The sequence below is a fragment of the Lysinibacillus sphaericus genome, assembly GCF_006864135.1.
Lineage (GTDB): Bacteria > Bacillota > Bacilli > Bacillales_A > Planococcaceae > Lysinibacillus.
Map to the genome: position 1 here is coordinate 56,450 of NZ_SADV01000022.1, position 19,269 is coordinate 75,718.

At 38.5% G+C, this 19,269-nt stretch carries 13 protein-coding genes, 1 rRNA gene and 1 pseudogene; 4 read left to right on the forward strand and 11 right to left on the reverse strand.

Features of this window, described 5'->3' with window-relative positions; genetic code table 11:
- Positions 1-19: 19 nt before the first annotated feature.
- The 8 genes from C7Y47_RS19560 to C7Y47_RS19595 all read right to left on the reverse strand — a co-directional run bounded on the left by C7Y47_RS19560 (position 20) and on the right by C7Y47_RS19595 (position 13,826).
- Positions 20-1,489, reverse strand: coding sequence for an alpha-amylase family glycosyl hydrolase (locus tag C7Y47_RS19560; RefSeq protein ID WP_142510278.1), 1,470 nt, complete (start codon positions 1,487-1,489; stop codon positions 20-22).
- Positions 1,490-1,734: 245 nt separating this feature from the next.
- Positions 1,735-2,100, reverse strand: coding sequence for a YisL family protein (locus C7Y47_RS19565; RefSeq protein ID WP_142510279.1), 366 nt, complete (start codon positions 2,098-2,100; stop codon positions 1,735-1,737).
- A gap of 205 nt (positions 2,101-2,305) precedes the next feature.
- Positions 2,306-3,208: a fumarylacetoacetate hydrolase family protein gene (locus C7Y47_RS19570; protein ID WP_142510280.1), complete on the reverse strand. Its 903-nt coding sequence runs from the start codon at positions 3,206-3,208 to the stop codon at positions 2,306-2,308.
- 466 nt (positions 3,209-3,674) lie between these two features.
- Positions 3,675-4,841 (reverse strand): DUF418 domain-containing protein, encoded by a 1,167-nt coding sequence (locus C7Y47_RS19575; RefSeq protein ID WP_142510281.1) that lies wholly within the window; start codon positions 4,839-4,841, stop codon positions 3,675-3,677.
- A gap of 99 nt (positions 4,842-4,940) precedes the next feature.
- Positions 4,941-8,657 carry a helicase-exonuclease AddAB subunit AddA gene (addA, locus tag C7Y47_RS19580; RefSeq protein ID WP_142510282.1) on the reverse strand — a complete coding sequence of 1,239 codons (3,717 nt, stop codon included), beginning with the start codon at positions 8,655-8,657 and terminating at the stop codon, positions 4,941-4,943.
- A 1-nt stretch (position 8,658) separates the two neighbouring features.
- Complete coding sequence (addB, locus tag C7Y47_RS19585) at positions 8,659-12,168, reverse strand: helicase-exonuclease AddAB subunit AddB (RefSeq protein WP_142510283.1); 3,510 nt, start codon at positions 12,166-12,168, stop codon at positions 8,659-8,661.
- Between the two features lie 465 nt (positions 12,169-12,633).
- Entirely contained in the window at positions 12,634-13,263 is a 630-nt protein-coding gene (locus tag C7Y47_RS19590) for a TVP38/TMEM64 family protein (protein WP_142510284.1), read from the reverse strand.
- 11 nt (positions 13,264-13,274) lie between these two features.
- Positions 13,275-13,826, reverse strand: a complete 552-nt coding sequence (locus tag C7Y47_RS19595) for a helix-turn-helix domain-containing protein (RefSeq protein ID WP_142510285.1) — start codon at positions 13,824-13,826, stop codon at positions 13,275-13,277.
- Positions 13,827-13,950: 124 nt separating this feature from the next.
- On the opposite strand from C7Y47_RS19595, the gene C7Y47_RS19600 reads away from it, so the two are divergent.
- Together C7Y47_RS19600 and C7Y47_RS19605 are read left to right on the forward strand one after the other, a co-directional pair.
- Positions 13,951-14,682: an AzlC family ABC transporter permease gene (locus tag C7Y47_RS19600; protein ID WP_142510286.1), complete on the forward strand. Its 732-nt coding sequence runs from the start codon at positions 13,951-13,953 to the stop codon at positions 14,680-14,682.
- Positions 14,679-15,005 (forward strand): AzlD domain-containing protein, encoded by a 327-nt coding sequence (locus C7Y47_RS19605; protein ID WP_142510287.1) that lies wholly within the window; start codon positions 14,679-14,681, stop codon positions 15,003-15,005. The genes C7Y47_RS19600 and C7Y47_RS19605 overlap by 4 nt, the downstream gene beginning before the upstream one ends.
- 52 nt (positions 15,006-15,057) lie before the next feature.
- Here C7Y47_RS19605 and C7Y47_RS19610 read toward each other — a convergent pair whose 3' ends face one another.
- The gene (locus C7Y47_RS19610; protein WP_142510293.1) at positions 15,058-15,288 is read right to left on the reverse strand and encodes a DUF2198 family protein; all 231 of its coding nucleotides are present in this window, start codon (positions 15,286-15,288) and stop codon (positions 15,058-15,060) included.
- Positions 15,288-16,469, reverse strand: a complete 1,182-nt coding sequence (locus C7Y47_RS19615) for a PDZ domain-containing protein (protein WP_142510288.1) — start codon at positions 16,467-16,469, stop codon at positions 15,288-15,290. The genes C7Y47_RS19610 and C7Y47_RS19615 overlap by 1 nt, the downstream gene beginning before the upstream one ends.
- A gap of 238 nt (positions 16,470-16,707) precedes the next feature.
- Between C7Y47_RS19615 and C7Y47_RS19620 the strand changes: the two genes are divergently transcribed.
- Positions 16,708-17,421, forward strand: coding sequence for a hypothetical protein (locus C7Y47_RS19620; RefSeq protein ID WP_142510289.1), 714 nt, complete (start codon positions 16,708-16,710; stop codon positions 17,419-17,421).
- Between the two features lie 131 nt (positions 17,422-17,552).
- Positions 17,553-18,788, forward strand: a pseudogene (locus C7Y47_RS19625) (transposase).
- A 408-nt stretch (positions 18,789-19,196) separates the two neighbouring features.
- Here C7Y47_RS19625 and rrf read toward each other — a convergent pair.
- Positions 19,197-19,269, reverse strand: a 5S ribosomal RNA gene (rrf, locus tag C7Y47_RS26310); the annotation flags it as partial.

Sequence of the window (19,269 nt, forward strand, 5' to 3'; positions counted from 1 at the left end):
TTAAGGGGTGAAGCACCCTTTATGATTGAGCATCTTGCTCATTACGACGTACTTTACCTCGTCTAATAATAACAACTACGAATCCGATGAATATAACCCATACTAATCCTAGCGCTACCATATAAGGTACATTTAATCCTTCATCATCTCTAACTTGATAAATCTCTACCATTTCACGATTTAAAATAACCGGATACACGTCTTTTTCATTAATACGAACTTTTTCTTGATGGATAATACCATTTAACATTTTACCTTCCCCAAGCTGAGCAGGTGTTAAATCAACGCGTTGTGTTTTACTAGTGTTGTTAACCATGATGACCCATTTTTCTTTATCGGATGTACGTGTAAATACAAGCAGGCCATTTTCATTGGTAATAACGTCAAAATCACCGTTGCGTAATGTCTCAGATTTATTACGTAACGATTGAACATTTTTAATATATTCGATTAATTCATCATCTGTTTTAAAGTTAAAAATTTGATGTGTATCGGGCTTGGTTTCCCCGTTCATCGCAATTTCTGTACCATATTGCACAACTGGAATTCCTGGCATCATAAATAAAGCACCCATCGCCATTTTCAAACGCGTTGGTGGGAACATATTTTCTGTTGCAGAATCAAATGTGAAACGACGCGTTTCTAGGGAATCCACCATAATTTGAGTTGGCTTTTCACCCGTAAAAGGTTCCATCAACTTAGAAGAATCCATATCAACATTTTTAAATATATTACGATAAATATCAGCCGTAGCCGGTGAAATACTTGCATCAAAGTTTGCATCACTTTCTTCATTAGAAATCACATAGAGCGATTTTTTTGAATCTTTTACTGCTTTAATCACTTCATTGATAAATCCTGTATCGACACCAGCAATATTTGTTAAACGCACCCCACCAACATTATATGTAGAGACAAAATCTGTTGCTGATTTAATAAGTGCTTCTTGTACATCTTTGTTTGTTAAGTCCCACTGTACTTGTCCATTATTTGTTGAAGCAATCCAATCCTTTTTCGCTGGATCTTTTGCCCACTCATGATTCGGACTTACGTTGTTTAGCGGGAAATCAACCATGATCGATACATTTTTAGCTTTATAGGCCTCAATGACGCTTTGGAATTCCTCAGATGTACCAAAATGACGCTCAATTGTAGAGTAGCTCGTCGGCATCGATCCATCATATTTCTCAGTGGTAAAAATCGGACCAATAGAAACGATTGTAAAGCCCATCTCTCCGATAAATTTTAGTTTTTCCTGTAAGCCTACAAAATCGCCTCCTGCAAACTTAGTAGCGTCTTGCGTATTTGTATCAAAATCGTTAGTGCCCGAACCATTAAAGAAACGGTCAACGAGTAAATCATAGATGCTTTCTTCTGCAATCGTTCTTGTCGATGCTTCATCAGCATACGCAATTGGTGTAGCACTCACTAATGAAGTTGCTAGTAAAAGCGATGCAGCTGTCGCACTTATCCACTTCTTGAATTTCACATTTATTCCCTCTCTTTCAAACCAATCCATCGTCATTTTACCAAATAAAATAGGCACGTCGCTATCATTTAAAAATATTTTCCGAAAATGCAAAATTAATTACGACAAAAAGGTGTCAACTTTTACTATCAATTCATTCAGTGGCTTGGGCGGGGACCCGAGCAGTTTTTCGAGTTACCTGAGCAATTCAACTTCCATCAAAAATAAAAGCCGTGAAGCGAAATCTTCACGACTTTTCTAAATAATTATGCCAAGAAACGTAGTCCTATTGGCAGTTTGAAGCCTAAATATAATGTAATGAATAAGAATACTGCAAATAAAATCCAAAATAGACCATTTGGTTTATTTTTCTTTTTACGAACTAATACCATTTCCATCATACCAATGACTAAAATACCACCTAAGAACTTAAGACCATATTGCATTGGATCATTAGCTTGGTATTTGAAGAATAGTGCCCCACCAGTAATGATAATTAAAATGTAGAATAAACGTAATGTCATATGTAAGCCTTTTGACTGCTTGCCCATTAATGCTGCAATTAAAAAGATTACGATTGCAACTACCCAAGTGGTAATATGCAAATGCGTTTGGCTAGTTAAGAAATTCATTATTTTCCCACCTCATATTCTTTTTTCTATCAAACTCTATCCTACCATGTGATGGAAAGGGTTTCAAACATTACAATAGTGCTCACGTAATATATACCAATGATGCCTCGGCATCATTGCCGCTGACGCTTCGCTTTCGCTACAAAAAATAATTACTTAAAGAAGGTAAAAATCCGCGGAGGTAAACTCACGCGGATTTGGAATATTATTCAAAATTATTTACTAAAGTACCGATGCCCTGGATAGACACTTTCACAGTATCCCCAGCTTTTAAAAATTGTGGCGGATTCATGCCTTTGCCAACACCAGCTGGAGTACCCGTTAAAATAACATCACCTGGCTCTAATGTTACATGCTGAGATAAAATCGATACTAATGATTCTACAGTGAACATCATATCTTTTGTTGAGCCGTTTTGACGCACTTCATCGTTCACTTTTGTTACCACTGTTAAATCTTGTGGATTCGGAATTTCATCTTTTGTTACAAGGTAAGGTCCAAGTGGACAAGTTCCTTCCAAGCTTTTTCCTAAGAAAAATTGCTTATGTTTTTCTTGTAAATCACGAGCTGTTATATCATTGGCAATCGTGTAGCCAAATACATAATCATATGCTAAGTTTTTCGGAATATTTTTACCACGCTTACCAATGACAACTGCTAATTCGCCTTCATAATCCATTTTTGATGAAAGATCAGCATGAATAGAAATTGTTTGGCCATCAGCTGCAATAGCAGTCGGAGATTTTGTAAATACCATTAAGTCTATTGGAGCTGCCTCTGTCCCCATTTCTTTAGCATGTTCATCATAGTTTTTCCCAATACACATAATGTTTTTTGGTGTACGTGGAATCGGTGATAACCACTCGATCACTGTAAATTCACGTTTGAAACTTTCTGCACGGTCTGATTTTTCAGCGGCTTCTACTAATTTACGAATCTGTTCAACAAAATCAAAGCCTAGAGCAATGCCATCTACAATTGAACTTGAAAAAGAAGGGAGAACTTGAAGTTCATTTTGAATAGCGAGTACATCCCATACCGCTTCTTCTTTTTTTACTTTTGGTCCAAAACTTACATGTCCACCTAATTTAAACGATAAAATTTTCATGATTTTCAGAGCTCCTTCTTTTTTCTACATGATACAACAAAATTATAGAAATTGCCTTACTTTTACGATAACTATTTTTATTCCGAATAATTTGTGTTTTTTCACCATAACGTGTGGTTGATTTCCGTTCCGACTGGGCGCTTTGTTGCTGACGCTTCGCTTTCGCTACAGAAAACATTTGTTGCTGACGCTTCGCTTTCGCTACAGAAAACATTTGTTGCTGACGCTATTCATTCCTTTAAAAATCCATGACATCCGCCAGAGGCTTTATCTTCATAATGAAGATAAATAACATACGGTTTAACATTTACTATCCCAAACATTTAATAATAAGCTAAATCGTAATTAATTATTGTTATTAAATAAGACGTGTTCATTAACTTTATGTTGCCCTCACATTGAAAATGAACGCTAATTTCCACCGCAGATTGTGCGTTTTTTTGCACGAGAGTCAAGCCCTCAACAATTACCCTGCTTTAGTTTTCATCTTATACGTTAACTTGCGCCATAAAGCCTCTAACGGGCCTTGTTGCCATTTCGCTAGGCAAATTTCTGCCACAATCATTTGGACAATAATAATACCGACTGCAATTAACACACCTGTTGCGACGCTCACTTTTCCATACCAGCCAAATCCAAATTGATAAAATAAACATGTTCCAATGATTGATTGAAGTATGTACATCGTTAATGACATGCGCCCCATTTTTGCAAAAGGACTAAGCAGCTTTGATATAACTGGAAGTAAACAAAGTAAAACAATGAGCCCTGTATAGCCAACTGCTAAAATTGGACCACCTATGTAAACTTTCAAGTAGTCTAGCAAATAAGTACGCGTAAACATGACTGGTAAGCTCTTAATAAAAATGCCAACTGCTAATCCAGCTATTGCTAATGCCAGCCAAAGCCATTTTAGCTCCCTTGCTCGTTCCACTAAACGCCATTTAGATGCCGCGGCACCCATTAACATAAATGGTAAAATTGTAAATAACGCTACAAACCACATGCCGATCCCCGCCTGAACAGATAAATCGGTTAAACGTTGCATAAATGCATCCATCCAACTGCCCGTTCCGTAAGAAGTTATCGCCTGCTCTACCGAAGTAATATCTAAATACTCATCAATTTTCATATTAAAATTAATATATCCTACAATGAATAACATAAAAACTTGCATAACACCGTTAATCACAATACCTATTGACAATAACCAAATAGGGTGAAGACGTAGTAAAAGCAATAAAAAAATGCCGCAAAATGCATACATCATCAAAATGTCGCCCCACCAAATGAGCACAGCATGGAGCAAACCAAATACAAATAATACAGAAAGTCTTCGCAGTCCTATTGCATAAAAATTTTGATCACGACTTTGCGCTTTCTGCCACTGCATAGCAAGTCCATAGCCAAATAACATGGCAAACAGCGGATAAAAGCTACTTTGTACATAAATATCTAAATTTTGCTGCCACACTATATCAGATGGTGTTGTAAACCATGATGCCAAATCAATATATGGCATCGGCAAATAAAAGGCAAACATATTAACGAGTAAAATGCCTAGTAAGCTAATACCTCGCAAAATATCTAATGTTGCGACGCGCTCCTGCAACATTGTCGGTTTTAACTCCACAAAATAGCCTCCTCTATGTATACGGCGAAAACAGAGCTCTCTAACATTCATTTCTTTATATGAAACGATATCAGATAGCCCTGTTTACACCGTGTTCACTTATGCATGTAAAGCCCGTTCAATATCGAATAAATATAGAACCTTATCACTCACTTTTATATGAAGGATAGATTCAATCGCCTCACTATAAACTCTCAGCTGAACACAATATCGGTTTAAAAGTTCCTTTGTTAGCGATGGCTCCTCAGCAAAATGTGATTGTATACGATCTGTTTTATAATCAAGCAAAATCCATTCACCATTCTCATCCTCAAATAAGCAATCAATAATCCCTTGTACAATTTGAGCGTCACCATCTTCATCTACCCTACTAATCGTAAACGGCAGTTCTCTTCGGATTGTTTTTGCTTTTTTAAAGCGTTGTCCAATATCTGTTGCAAAGAAATTATATATTTTTTTCCATGGGACAATTTTCCCCTCCGCCTCGGTCAGAAGCTGTCTTGCCACTAAATCAGCGACAAAGTCTTTAACCTCCTGGACATCCGTAAAGCCGTTTTGAGGTACATGTTGCATGACTGTATGGACTGCTGTTCCTATTTCTGCACCTGTTAGCTGTTTGTCCTGTAAAAAGGTTGGACGGGGCGCAATAGTCGTCGTTTTTTGCTTAGAAGGTACTGAAAAGTAATATTCAGGCTCCTCCTGTCGCTGTAAATTTTCTAAACGCTTTATTTCACTTACAGATGTTTTTGAGCGTTTTTGTGTTGATGTCTGAAATGCATAATGTGCTTGAAAACGCTTCGTAATTTCCGACAGCAAGGCTTCATCCTCTGGCGTTTCTAGCAATGGCTGTACCTCATCCTCTAACGCCTGTATGTCATACGCAAAATGGCTTGTTTCAACAGCTCTTACCCACCAATGCGATATGTCTTCAGATGCCTTATAGGAGGAAGAAGCAATTTTTGCAAAATCTGCATGTCTCGCAACTGCAGGCCCAAGCCAATCAAAGTAGCTATTAGCTCTCGCGCGTAAATACTCTTGTAATGGGGCATCCACAGGTAAACTTTGAGCATCCTGCCAGTTTTCGAGTGTCTTACGCCAATTTTTTACGGAGCCTACTAAAATAAGTCGCTCCTTCGCACGTGTCATCGCTACGTATAATACACGCATTTCCTCAGCCCGCATTTCAAGCTCCTTTTTCTCCTTTAGCGCTAAAAATGGTAGCGATGTATACGTAATACGATTTTCTGGATCAATTGCCTTCACGGCAAGGCCAAAATCTTGATCGAATAAATATGGATTGTGGAAATCCATTTTATTAAACGGTCTCCCCATCCCTGCAACAAAGACAACAGGGTATTCCAAACCTTTTGAAGAGTGGATCGTAACAAGACGTACAACATCATCCTTTTCTCCAATCGATTTAGCTGTTCCTAAATCATCTCCACGCGTACGCATACGATCAATAAAACGTAAAAAGCGAAATAGTCCTCGAAAGGCTGTTTTCTCATACATTAAAGCACGGTCATGTAAAATGCGTAAGTTGGCCTGACGTTGCTTACCATTTGGCATAGCACCAACCATCTCATAATAATGCGTGTCTAAATAAATTTTCCAAATTAAATCTGACAGTGAACCACGTCGTGCTAAATCTCGCCAGTTTTCAAATGCTAGCATAAATCGTTGAAGCTTGACAAAAGTATCTGAATGCACACCATGCCCATCACTTCGAATAAATTGCCTTAATGCATCATAAAATGGTGCTTTTTTATCTGCTAACCGTATTTTTGCTAGCTCATTTTCTGTTAAGCCAACAAATGGTGCACGTAGCACTGAAGCTAAAGGAATGTCCTGATATGGATTATCGACAACCTTTAGTACATTCAGCATAATCATGACTTCAAGCGCATCAAAATATCCTTTAGCGGACTCCGCATAGAGAGGGATTCCCGCAAGCTTAAATTCCTCCACTAAATCTGTTGACCATGTCATTGAACGCATTAAAATCACAATATCACTATATTTTAATGGACGTTCTGTCTTCGTTTTTGTATCGAATACGGTTGTCCCATCCTCCATCATCTGCCGAATACGCTCAATGATAAAACGTGCCTCATACTGTGATTTTTTTAATTCCTCTAGTTCAGAGGCATCGCTTGCAATGTCTTCCGCCTCTTCGTCCAATGCCTCTTCTTCAGGAGGATGCATGATAACTAGCTCTACCGGAACTTCTTTATCATCATACGGCGCTGCTGGCTTTAATGAAGCATTTTCATCATAAAGAATTTCCCCTACACGCTCACCCATAATTTGTGCAAATACATAGTTTGTAGCGTTCAACACTTCTTTTCGACTACGAAAATTAGCGTTTAAATCTATCCGCATTCCCGTTACATCTGGGGCCTCTAGAAACTCACTATACTTTCGCATAAAAAGCTTCGGTTCTGCTAAACGGAAACGGTAAATACTTTGCTTCACGTCCCCAACCATGAATAGATTTCCATCTTGCTCACTACCTGTTTTCACAAGCTGCAATATTGTTTCTTGGAGCATATTTGTATCTTGATATTCATCAACAAGTACTTCTTTAAACCGTTGTTTCAAATCTAGTGCAACAGGTGAAGACTGTAAGTTACCTTCAATTTCTACAGTTAAAATTTGCAATGCGAAATGCTCTAAATCCGAGAAATCAATAATTCCTCGTTCTAATTTTGCCATGCGGAACCGTTCACTAAAAATATTTGTTAATTCGACTAATGTTCCGATCGTCGGACCCATTAATCGTATTTCTTCAAGCAAGCGTGCAGGAGTACGAACAAAATAAGTCTCTTTCAGCTTATTGACAATTTTTTTAGCTGACTCACGTTTTTTCTTGGCAAGCTCTTGTAACTCCACATCTACTAAAGTATCCTTTGATACACGCTTTAATGTTGACCATTTCACCGTACCAAAATAATCAAAGAGTTCCTGCCACGTTCCTTCACGACTAATACGAATACCTTCCTGAATCATCGCAAAATCCATTTCTGCGGTTTCAGCATATGGCGCTGGGCCCTCGGGCTGTAATGTTATGGCACGCATTTCAGAAATTAAAACGAATGCCTCCTCAAGACTATGCTTGACTGTTAATTTTACATATTTCGACAGCTCTAAATCATCAATGGTTACGTCCGCTGCTAAGTCATATGTCTCTGGTAGACTACGAAGCCATTTTAGAGGTTCTGCATGTACACGAGACGTATCATATAGCTTGCTTATTAATGTTTCAATAGCTTGATCATCACGATCCGACGTAAAGCTATCAACGAGGTGGTAGATTGCTTGAACTTGTGCCTCATCCTCAGAATCGTAAGCATCTTCTAATACTTCTGCCAATATATCGTCCCTCAGCAACGCAACCTCCGCCTCATTCGCTATACGAAAGCCTGGGTCAATATCTAACATATAGGCATACTGTTTAACGATTGCTAGACAGAAAGAATGTAGCGTTGAAATTTGTGCCTTATTGACAAGGCTTAGCTGGCGTCGTAAATGGTTGGAAGTTGGATTTTCTGCAATAGCCTTTTCAAGCGCCTCCGCCATACGGTGACGCATCTCAGCAGCAGATGCATTTGTAAATGTAACGACAAGTAACTCATCCACATTGATGGGATCTTCTATCGCAACTACCTTTTCAATCATGCGATTAATAAGAACTGCCGTTTTACCAGAGCCTGCCGCAGCCGATACAAGTGTATCCTGACCGCTTGCATAGATGGCCTTCCATTGGTCGTCAGTCCACGTTACTTCCGCTGGCTTTTCGGGTATTTTTTGTACCAACTTACTTCATCTCCTTCCGAATTTTCTCAACGATATCATTCGGTTTTGCTTGCTGTAACTGACGATAGCTTTGCTTGCCATCAGATGGGTCAAATTGACAAACCGCTGTAAATTGACAGTAATCACATGCTGTTTTTGTTTTAAGTTTATAAGGACTAATGGACGTATCCCCTGCTAAAATTCCATCACCAGCCTCTTGATGCTTGCGCCGTACAAAATGCTGTAGATTTTTCATATCATTAACAGGTACTATACGCGACTGAGATTCTGACGGTGTCCCATCTTTCTTCATATAGACAGGAATAATTTTTGAATGTCCACTCGATTCCTCTAATTGCTCATCCATCGATAAAATGGCCTCCGCATTTTCTGACAAAAGACCTTTCATTTTGTATTGTTTTAAACGGTCTACTTCAATTTCACTATCACTTAAATCCTTATCAAGCTTTAGCATTGGATTGTGGACATGTACATAAAGAACCCCAGCTGGCTCCGCCTCCCCTGGCAGCCAATAAGAAGCGTTTTCCATCGCCACATCTAAATACGTTAGTACTTGTAGAGACAAACCATGGTAAACCTCATTCAAATCTAAATCACGAGCGGATGATTTATAATCGACAATCCGTAAATAAGAGCGGTCATCAATAGACGCACTATCCACTCTATCAATACGACCTCGCATAAACATTTTCTTACCACCTGTTAAATCTATTTCAAGTGGAGGAAGCTGTTCATTTTGCCCCGGTCCAAATGATGCCTCAATGGCAATTGGCTTAAAGTGAGATACATTCGCATGCTGCGTAAGTGCCGTCATTGTTCGCTCGACAATACGAATAAGTTTGCGTTGAATGTAGCGATAACGTGCGCTTGACAGTAAGATTTGATGTGAAAATACCGGCACAATTTGCTCTACAGCTTGGCGTGCTAATTGTTTAATTTGCTGCTTTGTTAAACGTATCCATGATAGTTGCAGACGGTGTGTCTCTTCAGTAATCCATTTCAATGCCTCATGGAATAAATCACCCATTGCAAATGTTTCTAGTCTGTACTCTGCCCGCTCTTCTAGATGAAGTCCATACGTTGTAAAATGAGAGAATGGGCAACGGAAATATTTCTCAATACGAGACACACTAGATGTTAGCTTTTGACCATATAATTCCTGTGTGATGTGGTTTTCTAATGGTTCTGCTTCATTTTTATGAGTGATTGGATGTAAAACTCGATCATAAATAAGTGCCCAATAAGGGTCTTGTTTATAAAATTTTTGTAAAGCAAACCACTCTGGCGCTAGTTCTCGACTATGTTCAGCTTGACGTTTTTGCACCATTAAATGTGCTAAAGCTGTACGTGGATGGCGTAAATACGGTAATGCACTTTCATCCAATAGTTCAATTGGATCGATTACAACTCGCTCGACCTCGACACCGCTCAAAAGGCCTGCCGTTTTATCATTACCGATAATTTTCTTTATATAGAGTGAAGACAGTAGCGCCTTGCCCTCTTCATCTGCCGTTGGATAGGACATATATAATTTATCGGAGGGTGTCGTTAAAGCTCGATATAGCAAGAAATTTTCCTGCAGTAAACGATTTTTAGATGTTGGCGCCAGTTCATAGCCAATTTGACTAAACCATTCACGTTCGTTATCTGACAGCAATCCCTCATAATCCATACGAGTTGGATAGACTCCATCATTCATTCCTAAGACAAAAGCGACTTTTATATTCGATAAACGAGCTAAATCAACTGTCGCTACCATAACTTCATCTAATGTTGGCGGGATACGCGAAAATTCTAATGTATCAAAGCCCTCGTCTAAGATTTTCGCCGCTTCCTCTACGGACATCTCCTGCTCACCAAACATATACACAAACTGATCGAGCACTGCAATCCATTCTTTCCACGCTTGATCATGCTCACTTGCAGCTAATGCATCGCCTCGATCAAGTTCACGGTCTTTCATTGCTTGAAGCTTTTCATAAACATTTAAATGCTCAATCAACTCAAATAAAGCTGTCGCTACATCTCTACCTGTTGTCGCCACTTCCAGCTTGTCCTGTAATGATTTAAGCGGCCGACGAATTTCGTTGCGAATAGCCTCGATTTCTGCCTGCATTGCACGTTCTTCATCCGTCTGCACTCGTGAATGGAATTCTAGTCCACGATACTTTTTGAAAAACCATCGAGCTTCTTCAAACCAGCGCTCTCCAAAAACGCCCTGTGCTAAACAGTAGTTTTCTAAACGATCCGCTCGCTCACGCCAAACATTTAACTCAGCATGTAATGGGAAAAATAAATCTGTTTTTACACTACGAAAAACCGGTTCATACTTCCAATTAGAAGTAATAACCTCTAAAGCAGATCGACTAAGTTCAATTAAAGGGTGATGTAACATCGTCTTTTTCGAATTTGTAAAAATAGGAATTTCATATTGTTGAAAAATTGTTGTAATGAGCGGGTCATAGACTTCTGCTTGTCTATAAAGAAGTACTATATCTTGATAACGATACCCTTTCTCTCTCGTCAGCTTTGTTATTTCCCGGGCAATGGCATGTATCTCCGCACGTCGATTAGATGCTTCAAGCACCATTACATCACCTGAAGTTTCTTTCGTTTGAGGCACCATATCAGCAAAGAGAGATTCCATATGTTGTAAATCACCAGACTGGAAACGATACGTATTATAGAAGTGCAATGGTGCTTCAACTTCAATGCCTTCTTCATATGCAATATCGTGTAAACGTTGGTTCGTAGAAGCGGCTTCATGGAATAAAGATTGCTCATCATAAACTTCATCGATATGGTCAAAGGGAAGAACTACCGTTACCTGTTTTGTCACCTTTAATAACTCTTTTACAAGCTCTAATTCTCTTACCGTAAATGCTGTAAAACCATCTATATAAATTGACGCCTGCTTCATCGTCTCGGAGCATTTTAGTTGCTCGGTTAAAATCGGATAATACCCCTCACTATCGACATATGTCGTGCCAAGTCGTTCCTCCAAAGCTTGCAAAACTACTTGTAAATCATTCGTCTTCGCTTGCAATGTATTTGGCGCATCAATGGCTTGCAAAGATGCTGTCACTTCAGCTAGCACCGAACTATTTACACTATAACGACTAAACTCTCGTAATAGCGATTCAATTTCCTCCGTAAAGCCTCGTTTCCCAGCTGCTTGTCGAAATAATGAAAACTCACTTTTTTGTTCCTCTAAAAGTTTGCGAATAAGCATTCGATAGCCATAGCCATTTACTTCTTTTCGAGCAATACCACCCGTTTCCTGTAATACTAGCCATGCTAATCGTTTAAATGTCATGACCTGCGCACGGATTAAGCCTTTCAAGTCATGCTTATTCGTAAGCTCATACTCCGTTGAATAAGACATTTGGTCAGGTACAATCACAAAAATTGGATGACCTAACGGATCTGTTTTTAGTTGCTCGACAATCTCTTGATGAATAAACGTTGATTTACCCGTTCCTGAACGTCCTGATACAATACGCAATGTCATGTACTTTTCTCCTCCTGTTAATATATCTATATCAATTATGCCTCGGCGTAATTGCGTCCGGAATCGGCTTTGTGCTTAGGCCTGCAGGATGCAGGTCAGTTAGCCGTTATCGCAAGGATGCGATGATTTTAGGCTAACATCCTTTATTAACGCCTTTCCGATTTCCGTGACATCCGCCGAGGTTTTAACTTCTTTCGATGGAAGACCTCTACTGAAAGAATTTTCAAAAAAATGTTAGTCGTCGTAAATATACAGGCTTTGCTGGTCTACCTGAGCAGTTTTTGCATGGACCCGATTACTTTGATGGTTCCCCCGAGCTTTTTGCTTCTCTAACTTTGCATTTTACTATTTTATCTAAACGCTGCTCCACGTTTCTCGAACATCGCCTTACCTTTATGAATGAAGATAAAAAACCCCTTCTCTCATTTTACATGATAAAAGGGGTAAGATGTGCATATTCAACTTTCAACGTTGATGATTTTTCGTCAATTTTCTCGCATGTTTTAAGTCTCTTTCTACCCGTGCATTTAATCGTTTCTCCATAAACTTGCCAACCCACCAAAGCAAGACAATCGCAACAGCTGCAATAATCAGTCTAACAGGGCTCGTTAGAAGAGACTTTAAATCGTAACCAAGTACGCTCATTCCTAAAATCATAACGAACTTCCCAGCCAATAACACCACAAAATAAAACTTTTTATGAATATGAGATAGACCCGCTACAATGTTTACAATGATTGAGGGGGTAAAAGGAAAACAAAGTAACACGAACAGAGGACTAATACCATTCATATCTACCCATTTAATTAGCTTCTCTACTTTTTTACTACCTGTTACAAACCGAAGCTTTGGATGCTTGCCAAAATGTCGGACAAGCAAAAATACCGCATATGAACCCGCTACGGATCCTATCCAGGATAATAAAAAACCTAACCATAAACCAAATGCGCTCGCATTTGCGACAACGAACACGACCAAAGGTAAAAATGGAAAAAACGCCTCTATAAACGTTAAAAATAAACCAATGACCGGGCCAAGCGTTCGATACTGTGCCGCAATCTGCTCAATATTATCTACAGTAAACCATTCACTCAAAATCGACACCTCTATTTATATTGCAAAATTAAATGTAAAATCGTTAACCTTTCCGAAGTATTTTTATACTCATGTGGTTGATGTCCTGAGAATACTAGTGTATCCCCTTCTTCTAGTAATTCATGCATCTCCCCAGCAGAAATATTGGCCTGCCCTTGGATTACAGTCACAGTTTCCTCTACCCCTTCTGTGTGGGCTTCACTTCTACTGAAAGCACCAGGCTCCATTTCAATCCTATAAAGTTCCCAGCCACGATCTGGATTATAAGGAATAATGGAATACACACGATATCGCCCCTCATCTTCATCTACACGTGGCGCATCCTTACTACTATATTTCATGAAGTGTGCTGTTGGTGCTTGTAATAATGAGGAAAATGAAGTGCGCATTCCCGCAGCAATTTTCCAAATCGTTGATACTGTAGGATTTGCCTCCCCTTTTTCAATTTGGGCCAGCTGGGCTTTACTTACCCCTGTAGCTTTGGCAACATCATCTAAGCTTAAATGACGTTGTTGCCGGATCTTCTTTAATTGAAATGCCAAATTCCGACTCATTTGCTCCATTTTTTTTCACCAATTTCTATTGTTTATTTTATCAGACATATGTATACTTTAATAAACACAACAAACTATCAGACTATTCCATTATTAGTATACATGGAAATTTTTAAGAAAGGACGATTTATTTATGACAAGTACAACCGATTTTCAGAATGAAACAGCAAACATGCCAGACGATAGCTTTTTACAAGGCGTTAAAGATTGTGTTCCCACTTTACTCGGTTATATAAGCATAGGACTCGCTTTCGGTGTTGTAGGTTCCGCTTCTGGATTATCTGTATTCGAAATTGCACTATTAACTATACTCATCTATGCGGGCTCCGCACAATTTATCTTTTGTGCACTTCTTTTAACAAATAGCCCTGCTTCTGCTATTATTGTAACCATTTTTGTTGTAAATCTACGCCATTTATTAATGAGTTTAACATTAGCTCCGCACTTTACACGCTATTCCATGCTAAGAAATGTTGGTTTCGGCACATTATTGACGGACGAAACATTTGGCGTTGCTGTTACAAAGCAAATGCAAAGCGGGAAATTACATGGCAAATGGATGGATGGGCTGAACATAACTGCTTACTCATTTTGGATTCTTTCTTGTGTAGCTGGCGCATATTTAGGACAGTGGGTAGCAACTCCTGAAAAATGGGGCCTAGATTTCGCATTGGTTGCTATGTTTGTGGCACTTCTTGTTCTCCAACTTAACAGTGTAGGTAAAAGTAAAATAATGCATTATCTTATGTTAATCGGCTATATGGTTGTCATTATGTATGGTCTTTCTTATATTGTGCCCTCCCATGTGGCTGTTCTTCTTTCAACAGTTATTGTAGCAACTATAGGGGTGGTGACAGATAAATGACGACAACTACTACTATGGTATGGCTCATCATTGGCTGTGCACTTGTCACCTGGCTACCACGTATTATTCCTTTTATTTTCGTTCGAAATGTAAAACTACCTGAGGTTGTATTAAAATGGCTAAGCTTTATCCCAGTTTGTATTTTGAGTGCTCTTGTCATCGAAAACTTATTAGATACAGAAAGCGGAAAAATTGTTACATTAAATTGGCCCGTATTGATTACCTTTGTGCCAACCCTTATAATTGCAATTATTACCAAAAGCTTATCTATTACAGTTGTAGCGGGGGTTATCATTATGGCAGCCGTAAGATTCTTCATGTAAAAAGGTCAGTCTTAAAAGTGAGAAAGCTATCACTTTGGACTGACCTTTTATATTAATTTTTGTTTTTTTTCATTTTACTTGCTAGCCAAAAGCCTACTGTTAACGAAAATGCATCGATTACGAAGATAATAGGCGGCGAAGTATATCCTGCATAGACAGACGCCGCAATAAGCGCAATTGCCAATATTAAGGCAACATACCGATTATACGTAATTCTAGTAAACAATAATACGAGTAATGCAGGTAAAAATAACGCTAGCATCATTTTCCCGAAAACATCCATCATATATCCCTCTGCTCAGCTAGTAATAATCCAATACGATAATGATCATTGCTATATATAACATGCTGTGTTAAGCGTATTTCATTGTTACGATCTATTACTTCTAGACGGCAATGTGCAGCATTTAATTGCAAAGCCTCGTATAAATCATTTTCAGTAAAAATGGTCTGACCGTTTACTTTACGAATACATTCTCCTGCCAGTAAGCCCATTTTTTCAGCAGGTGAATCAGGTAAGACAGCCGCAATAATAGCGCCCTTTGAATTTGGTGCAACCGCATAAATGTCTGTTTTATCTTGCAGCGCATAGAAGATTGTGATAATGATACGAATCACTGCACCAATTACCAACGTGATAAAGCCAATTAACGGCTCCAACGCAGCAACAAGTCCACCTATTAAAATTAACTGCCCTAGTATTAGCACCGCTCGACCAATTTTAGGCAATTGCAAAGTCGGCAATTCTTTTCGAGTAAGCTTTGAAAAGCCTATAACGAGTGGAAATAGTACAAGTGCAAAAGTACTCTCCCCTAATGTAAATTGTGGCCAATATGGGGAATCTACAGGAATAATATCACCAGGTATTACAAAGAAAATTGGCAATATCCATACATTTCTTGAACGATAGACAATTGCCTGCATACCTCGCTTCGTCTTTTCAACTCTCGGTGTCGTTACCTTCATTGCTGTTCGACGAATTAATATACCCTCAGCAATCACACTTAGACCTGCTAAAACCGTAATCGTTATAATGGAACCATCTAATAAATTTACACCTTCTAAAGAGATTTTCCACCAAGAAAATGTCCAATTGTAATGGTACATCAACCACATTGCTAATGTCGCAAGCCCCATTGTATAGATAGGTGAAAGTGCATTAATGAAGAACAGTAATAGTGCCAACGCAGAAATAGCGATTAAATTCATTAAAAAAGCTTTAGGCACTGTTAAACCTAAACCAACACTTATGAGTGAAATGAGGAGGGCATTTAGCCACCCAAATTTCCATTGACCAATTAGCTCTGTCCAACCCCAAATAATACGTCTATTAAAAAACTTCCGCTCCTGTTTTACACGACTATAACCTAATAAAACCGCAAATAACATTGCGATATACATTAATGGGTTGATTAAAAAGCGGCCAATCGCTGTTACAATTTCTATTAAAATATCACTAACCATACGAACACCCGCCGTTTCTATCTTGAATACTATGATTTTATTGTATCAAACGACTACACTCTTGCGTAGTACAATCTAGCAGAAAGCCTTCTATTCTTATTTTTTTATGTATTCAGCGGATATTAATTTAAAACGTTGCAAGTATGTCGATTACCATTTTTATAAATTAAGCCGAACATTCAAATATTTCTTGTAACTTAAATATATAATAAGTGTCTAATAACTAGGAGGTGTTATATTGAAAGTTCTTAAAAAGATGATATTTATTTCTGTATTTGCTTTGTTGATATCTTCTTGCAGTAACTTCTCTTTTCTTAAAGGGTGTCCTGATGGGGAAATTGAATGGGTGGATGTGTTGATGATTAACGATATACAGTATGAGCATCATTTTCCAGAGCAAGTGAATGAAAATCTTCCTATAACGATTGAAAAAGGTAAAGAACTTGGTAAAGTGACATATAAAATGGCTGACAGTGCATGCAGTAATCACAAGATGCAAAATGGTGATGCGACATATTTAAAAGAAGGAACAATCATTTCTGAAATAAAAGGATATCCATCTTCCTTGATTATTGCTGCAAATAATGATGTTTATGTAGCCAACACAAATAAAAAGGCAAAAACAGTAGGAGAACTTTACCCTATGGATCATTTGGTGAAGAATATCTATTTTGAAAGCACTGAAGATGGCAAGAGAATACACACATTCTCACAGTCTTCTAAGGATACGTTCCTAGCCGCATTTTATGAATTAAAATTAGAAGATGTACAATCATTAATTGATGTAGGTAAGCTAGAAGATACACGTATATTTTTGGGGATTGAACTTAATAATGGTGTTTCATTTAGGCAGCTTTACTGGGGCGATTCTAATACATTCCAGAATGGAGCAATTGGGAACGATAAGATAAAGGAAGTTATTAACTATGAATTATCAAATCTAAAAAAATAATACAAGTGAGTTAATTTCATAAATTTAATCCCTTTAGTATCAAGGATCTAAAACAATAAAAAACGGGCACCTCCCCAAATTCGGTATAATGGTAGCGACGAAACTAACATACTGAATGAGGTGAATGCCCTATGACTATTGTAAAACAAATGAGCCTATTTGACATCCAAGAATTAATGGAAATGGAAAGTTCCCGTCGTTTTGATACGATTTTTGCCACTTTCGACGTGCAACCTATTTTTCAGTTGTTTTCAAAAAAGACATTACGTGGTGCCCCACGTGAATTAAATTACTGTGCTATGATACAGTCACTCATTGTTCGTATTGTCAAGCGGATTCCAACGATTAAGGATTTAATCAAACGTTTAGTCAACGATCTTTTATTTCGATTCGATTGCGGTTTTCTCGTTTCAGACGTGGTTCCGTCTGAAGCGTCCTATTCCCGTATGATCGACGTCATTAGTCAATCAGATGTACTTGATCACATGCAAGATACATTGATTCAAACGGCCTTTATAGAAGGTTTCATTTGTGATGAACATCTCGCCATAGATGCCACACATTTCGAATCACGCGATGCAGCGAAACCTACTGAGAAAAAAGAACCTGCACCACCCAAAAAACGTGGACGAAAATCAAAAGAAGAACGTGAGGATTGGCTTGCGAAACAAGCAGAAATCGAAGCCAATCAGTCGACTTATCAGGCATCAACTCGATACACCACTGGAGACACTGTGGCAAGATGCGCCCATCGAGCCGAATTGGGGCATCAAAAAGAACAGTGACGGCAAAAATACATTTTGGTTTGGCTTTAAAGGGCATCTCGCAGTGACAACCAAGAGTCAATATATCGCCTCTCGCCTCATGACATCTGGCAATTTGTCGGATAGTAAAGCAGCGATTCCTCTTTTAAAGAAAGTAGAAAAACTATTTCCAGGGCATTTTAAGACCACTATTTTGGATGCAGGGTATGATTTTGAACCTATTTACCGTCAATTACACGAGTATCAAATGCGTGCAGTGATTCCCTATAATATCCGCAAAGGCCAAAGGAATGTGGAACCTGTCCGTTACGTGATGATTCACTCTGTCAGAAGGTTTTCAAAATCAAGTGTAACGATGATTTACGGAAGTTTACGTATCCAGCACGTGGCTCTGAACTATGGAAACAACTGTATAAAGAGCGCACAGCCGTTGAACGTGTAAATGCATACCTAAAGCAATATTTTCAGTTAAACAATGTCCGTCACAGAACAGGAAGAAAGGCGAAACTTCACTTCAATCTGGTGACGTTTATTTATAATGCCTGCAAGTTGGCAGTAGATCGTCTGAACGTTTTATTACAGACACAAACTAAAGCAGCATAATTTTTAAAAACGTAAGTTTTCTTAATAGGAGCAGTCTAAGCTCTTGGAAAATATGATTTATGAAATTGATTCAAGTAATATAATAAAAATTCCTACAATCATGAGTTGTAGAAGTCGCTATTTTTCAAATCGTGCTATCAAAGTTGTTTCTACAGCTTGAGACGGAAAAGAAAGCATTTTAATCAAACTTTATTCTAAACAAACTAACCTTTAGGCCCTACATCTTCGTCAGCTGGTGCTCGATATTTTGCTCCATCGCCCATTACTTTTCCGAGGAGTTTCCTTATTTCTTAACCTTCGGCTAGATAAATGGCAGAACCCATAACCATTTTTATCGTATTATTTGGGTTAACCAGCTGGAAAAATGCAAATAAAAAGTCGAGGAATAAATCCTCGACTTTTCTAGGTGCCTAGCGACGTCCTACTCTCACAGGGGGAAGCCCCCAACTACCATCGGCGCTAAAGAGCTTAACTTCCGTGT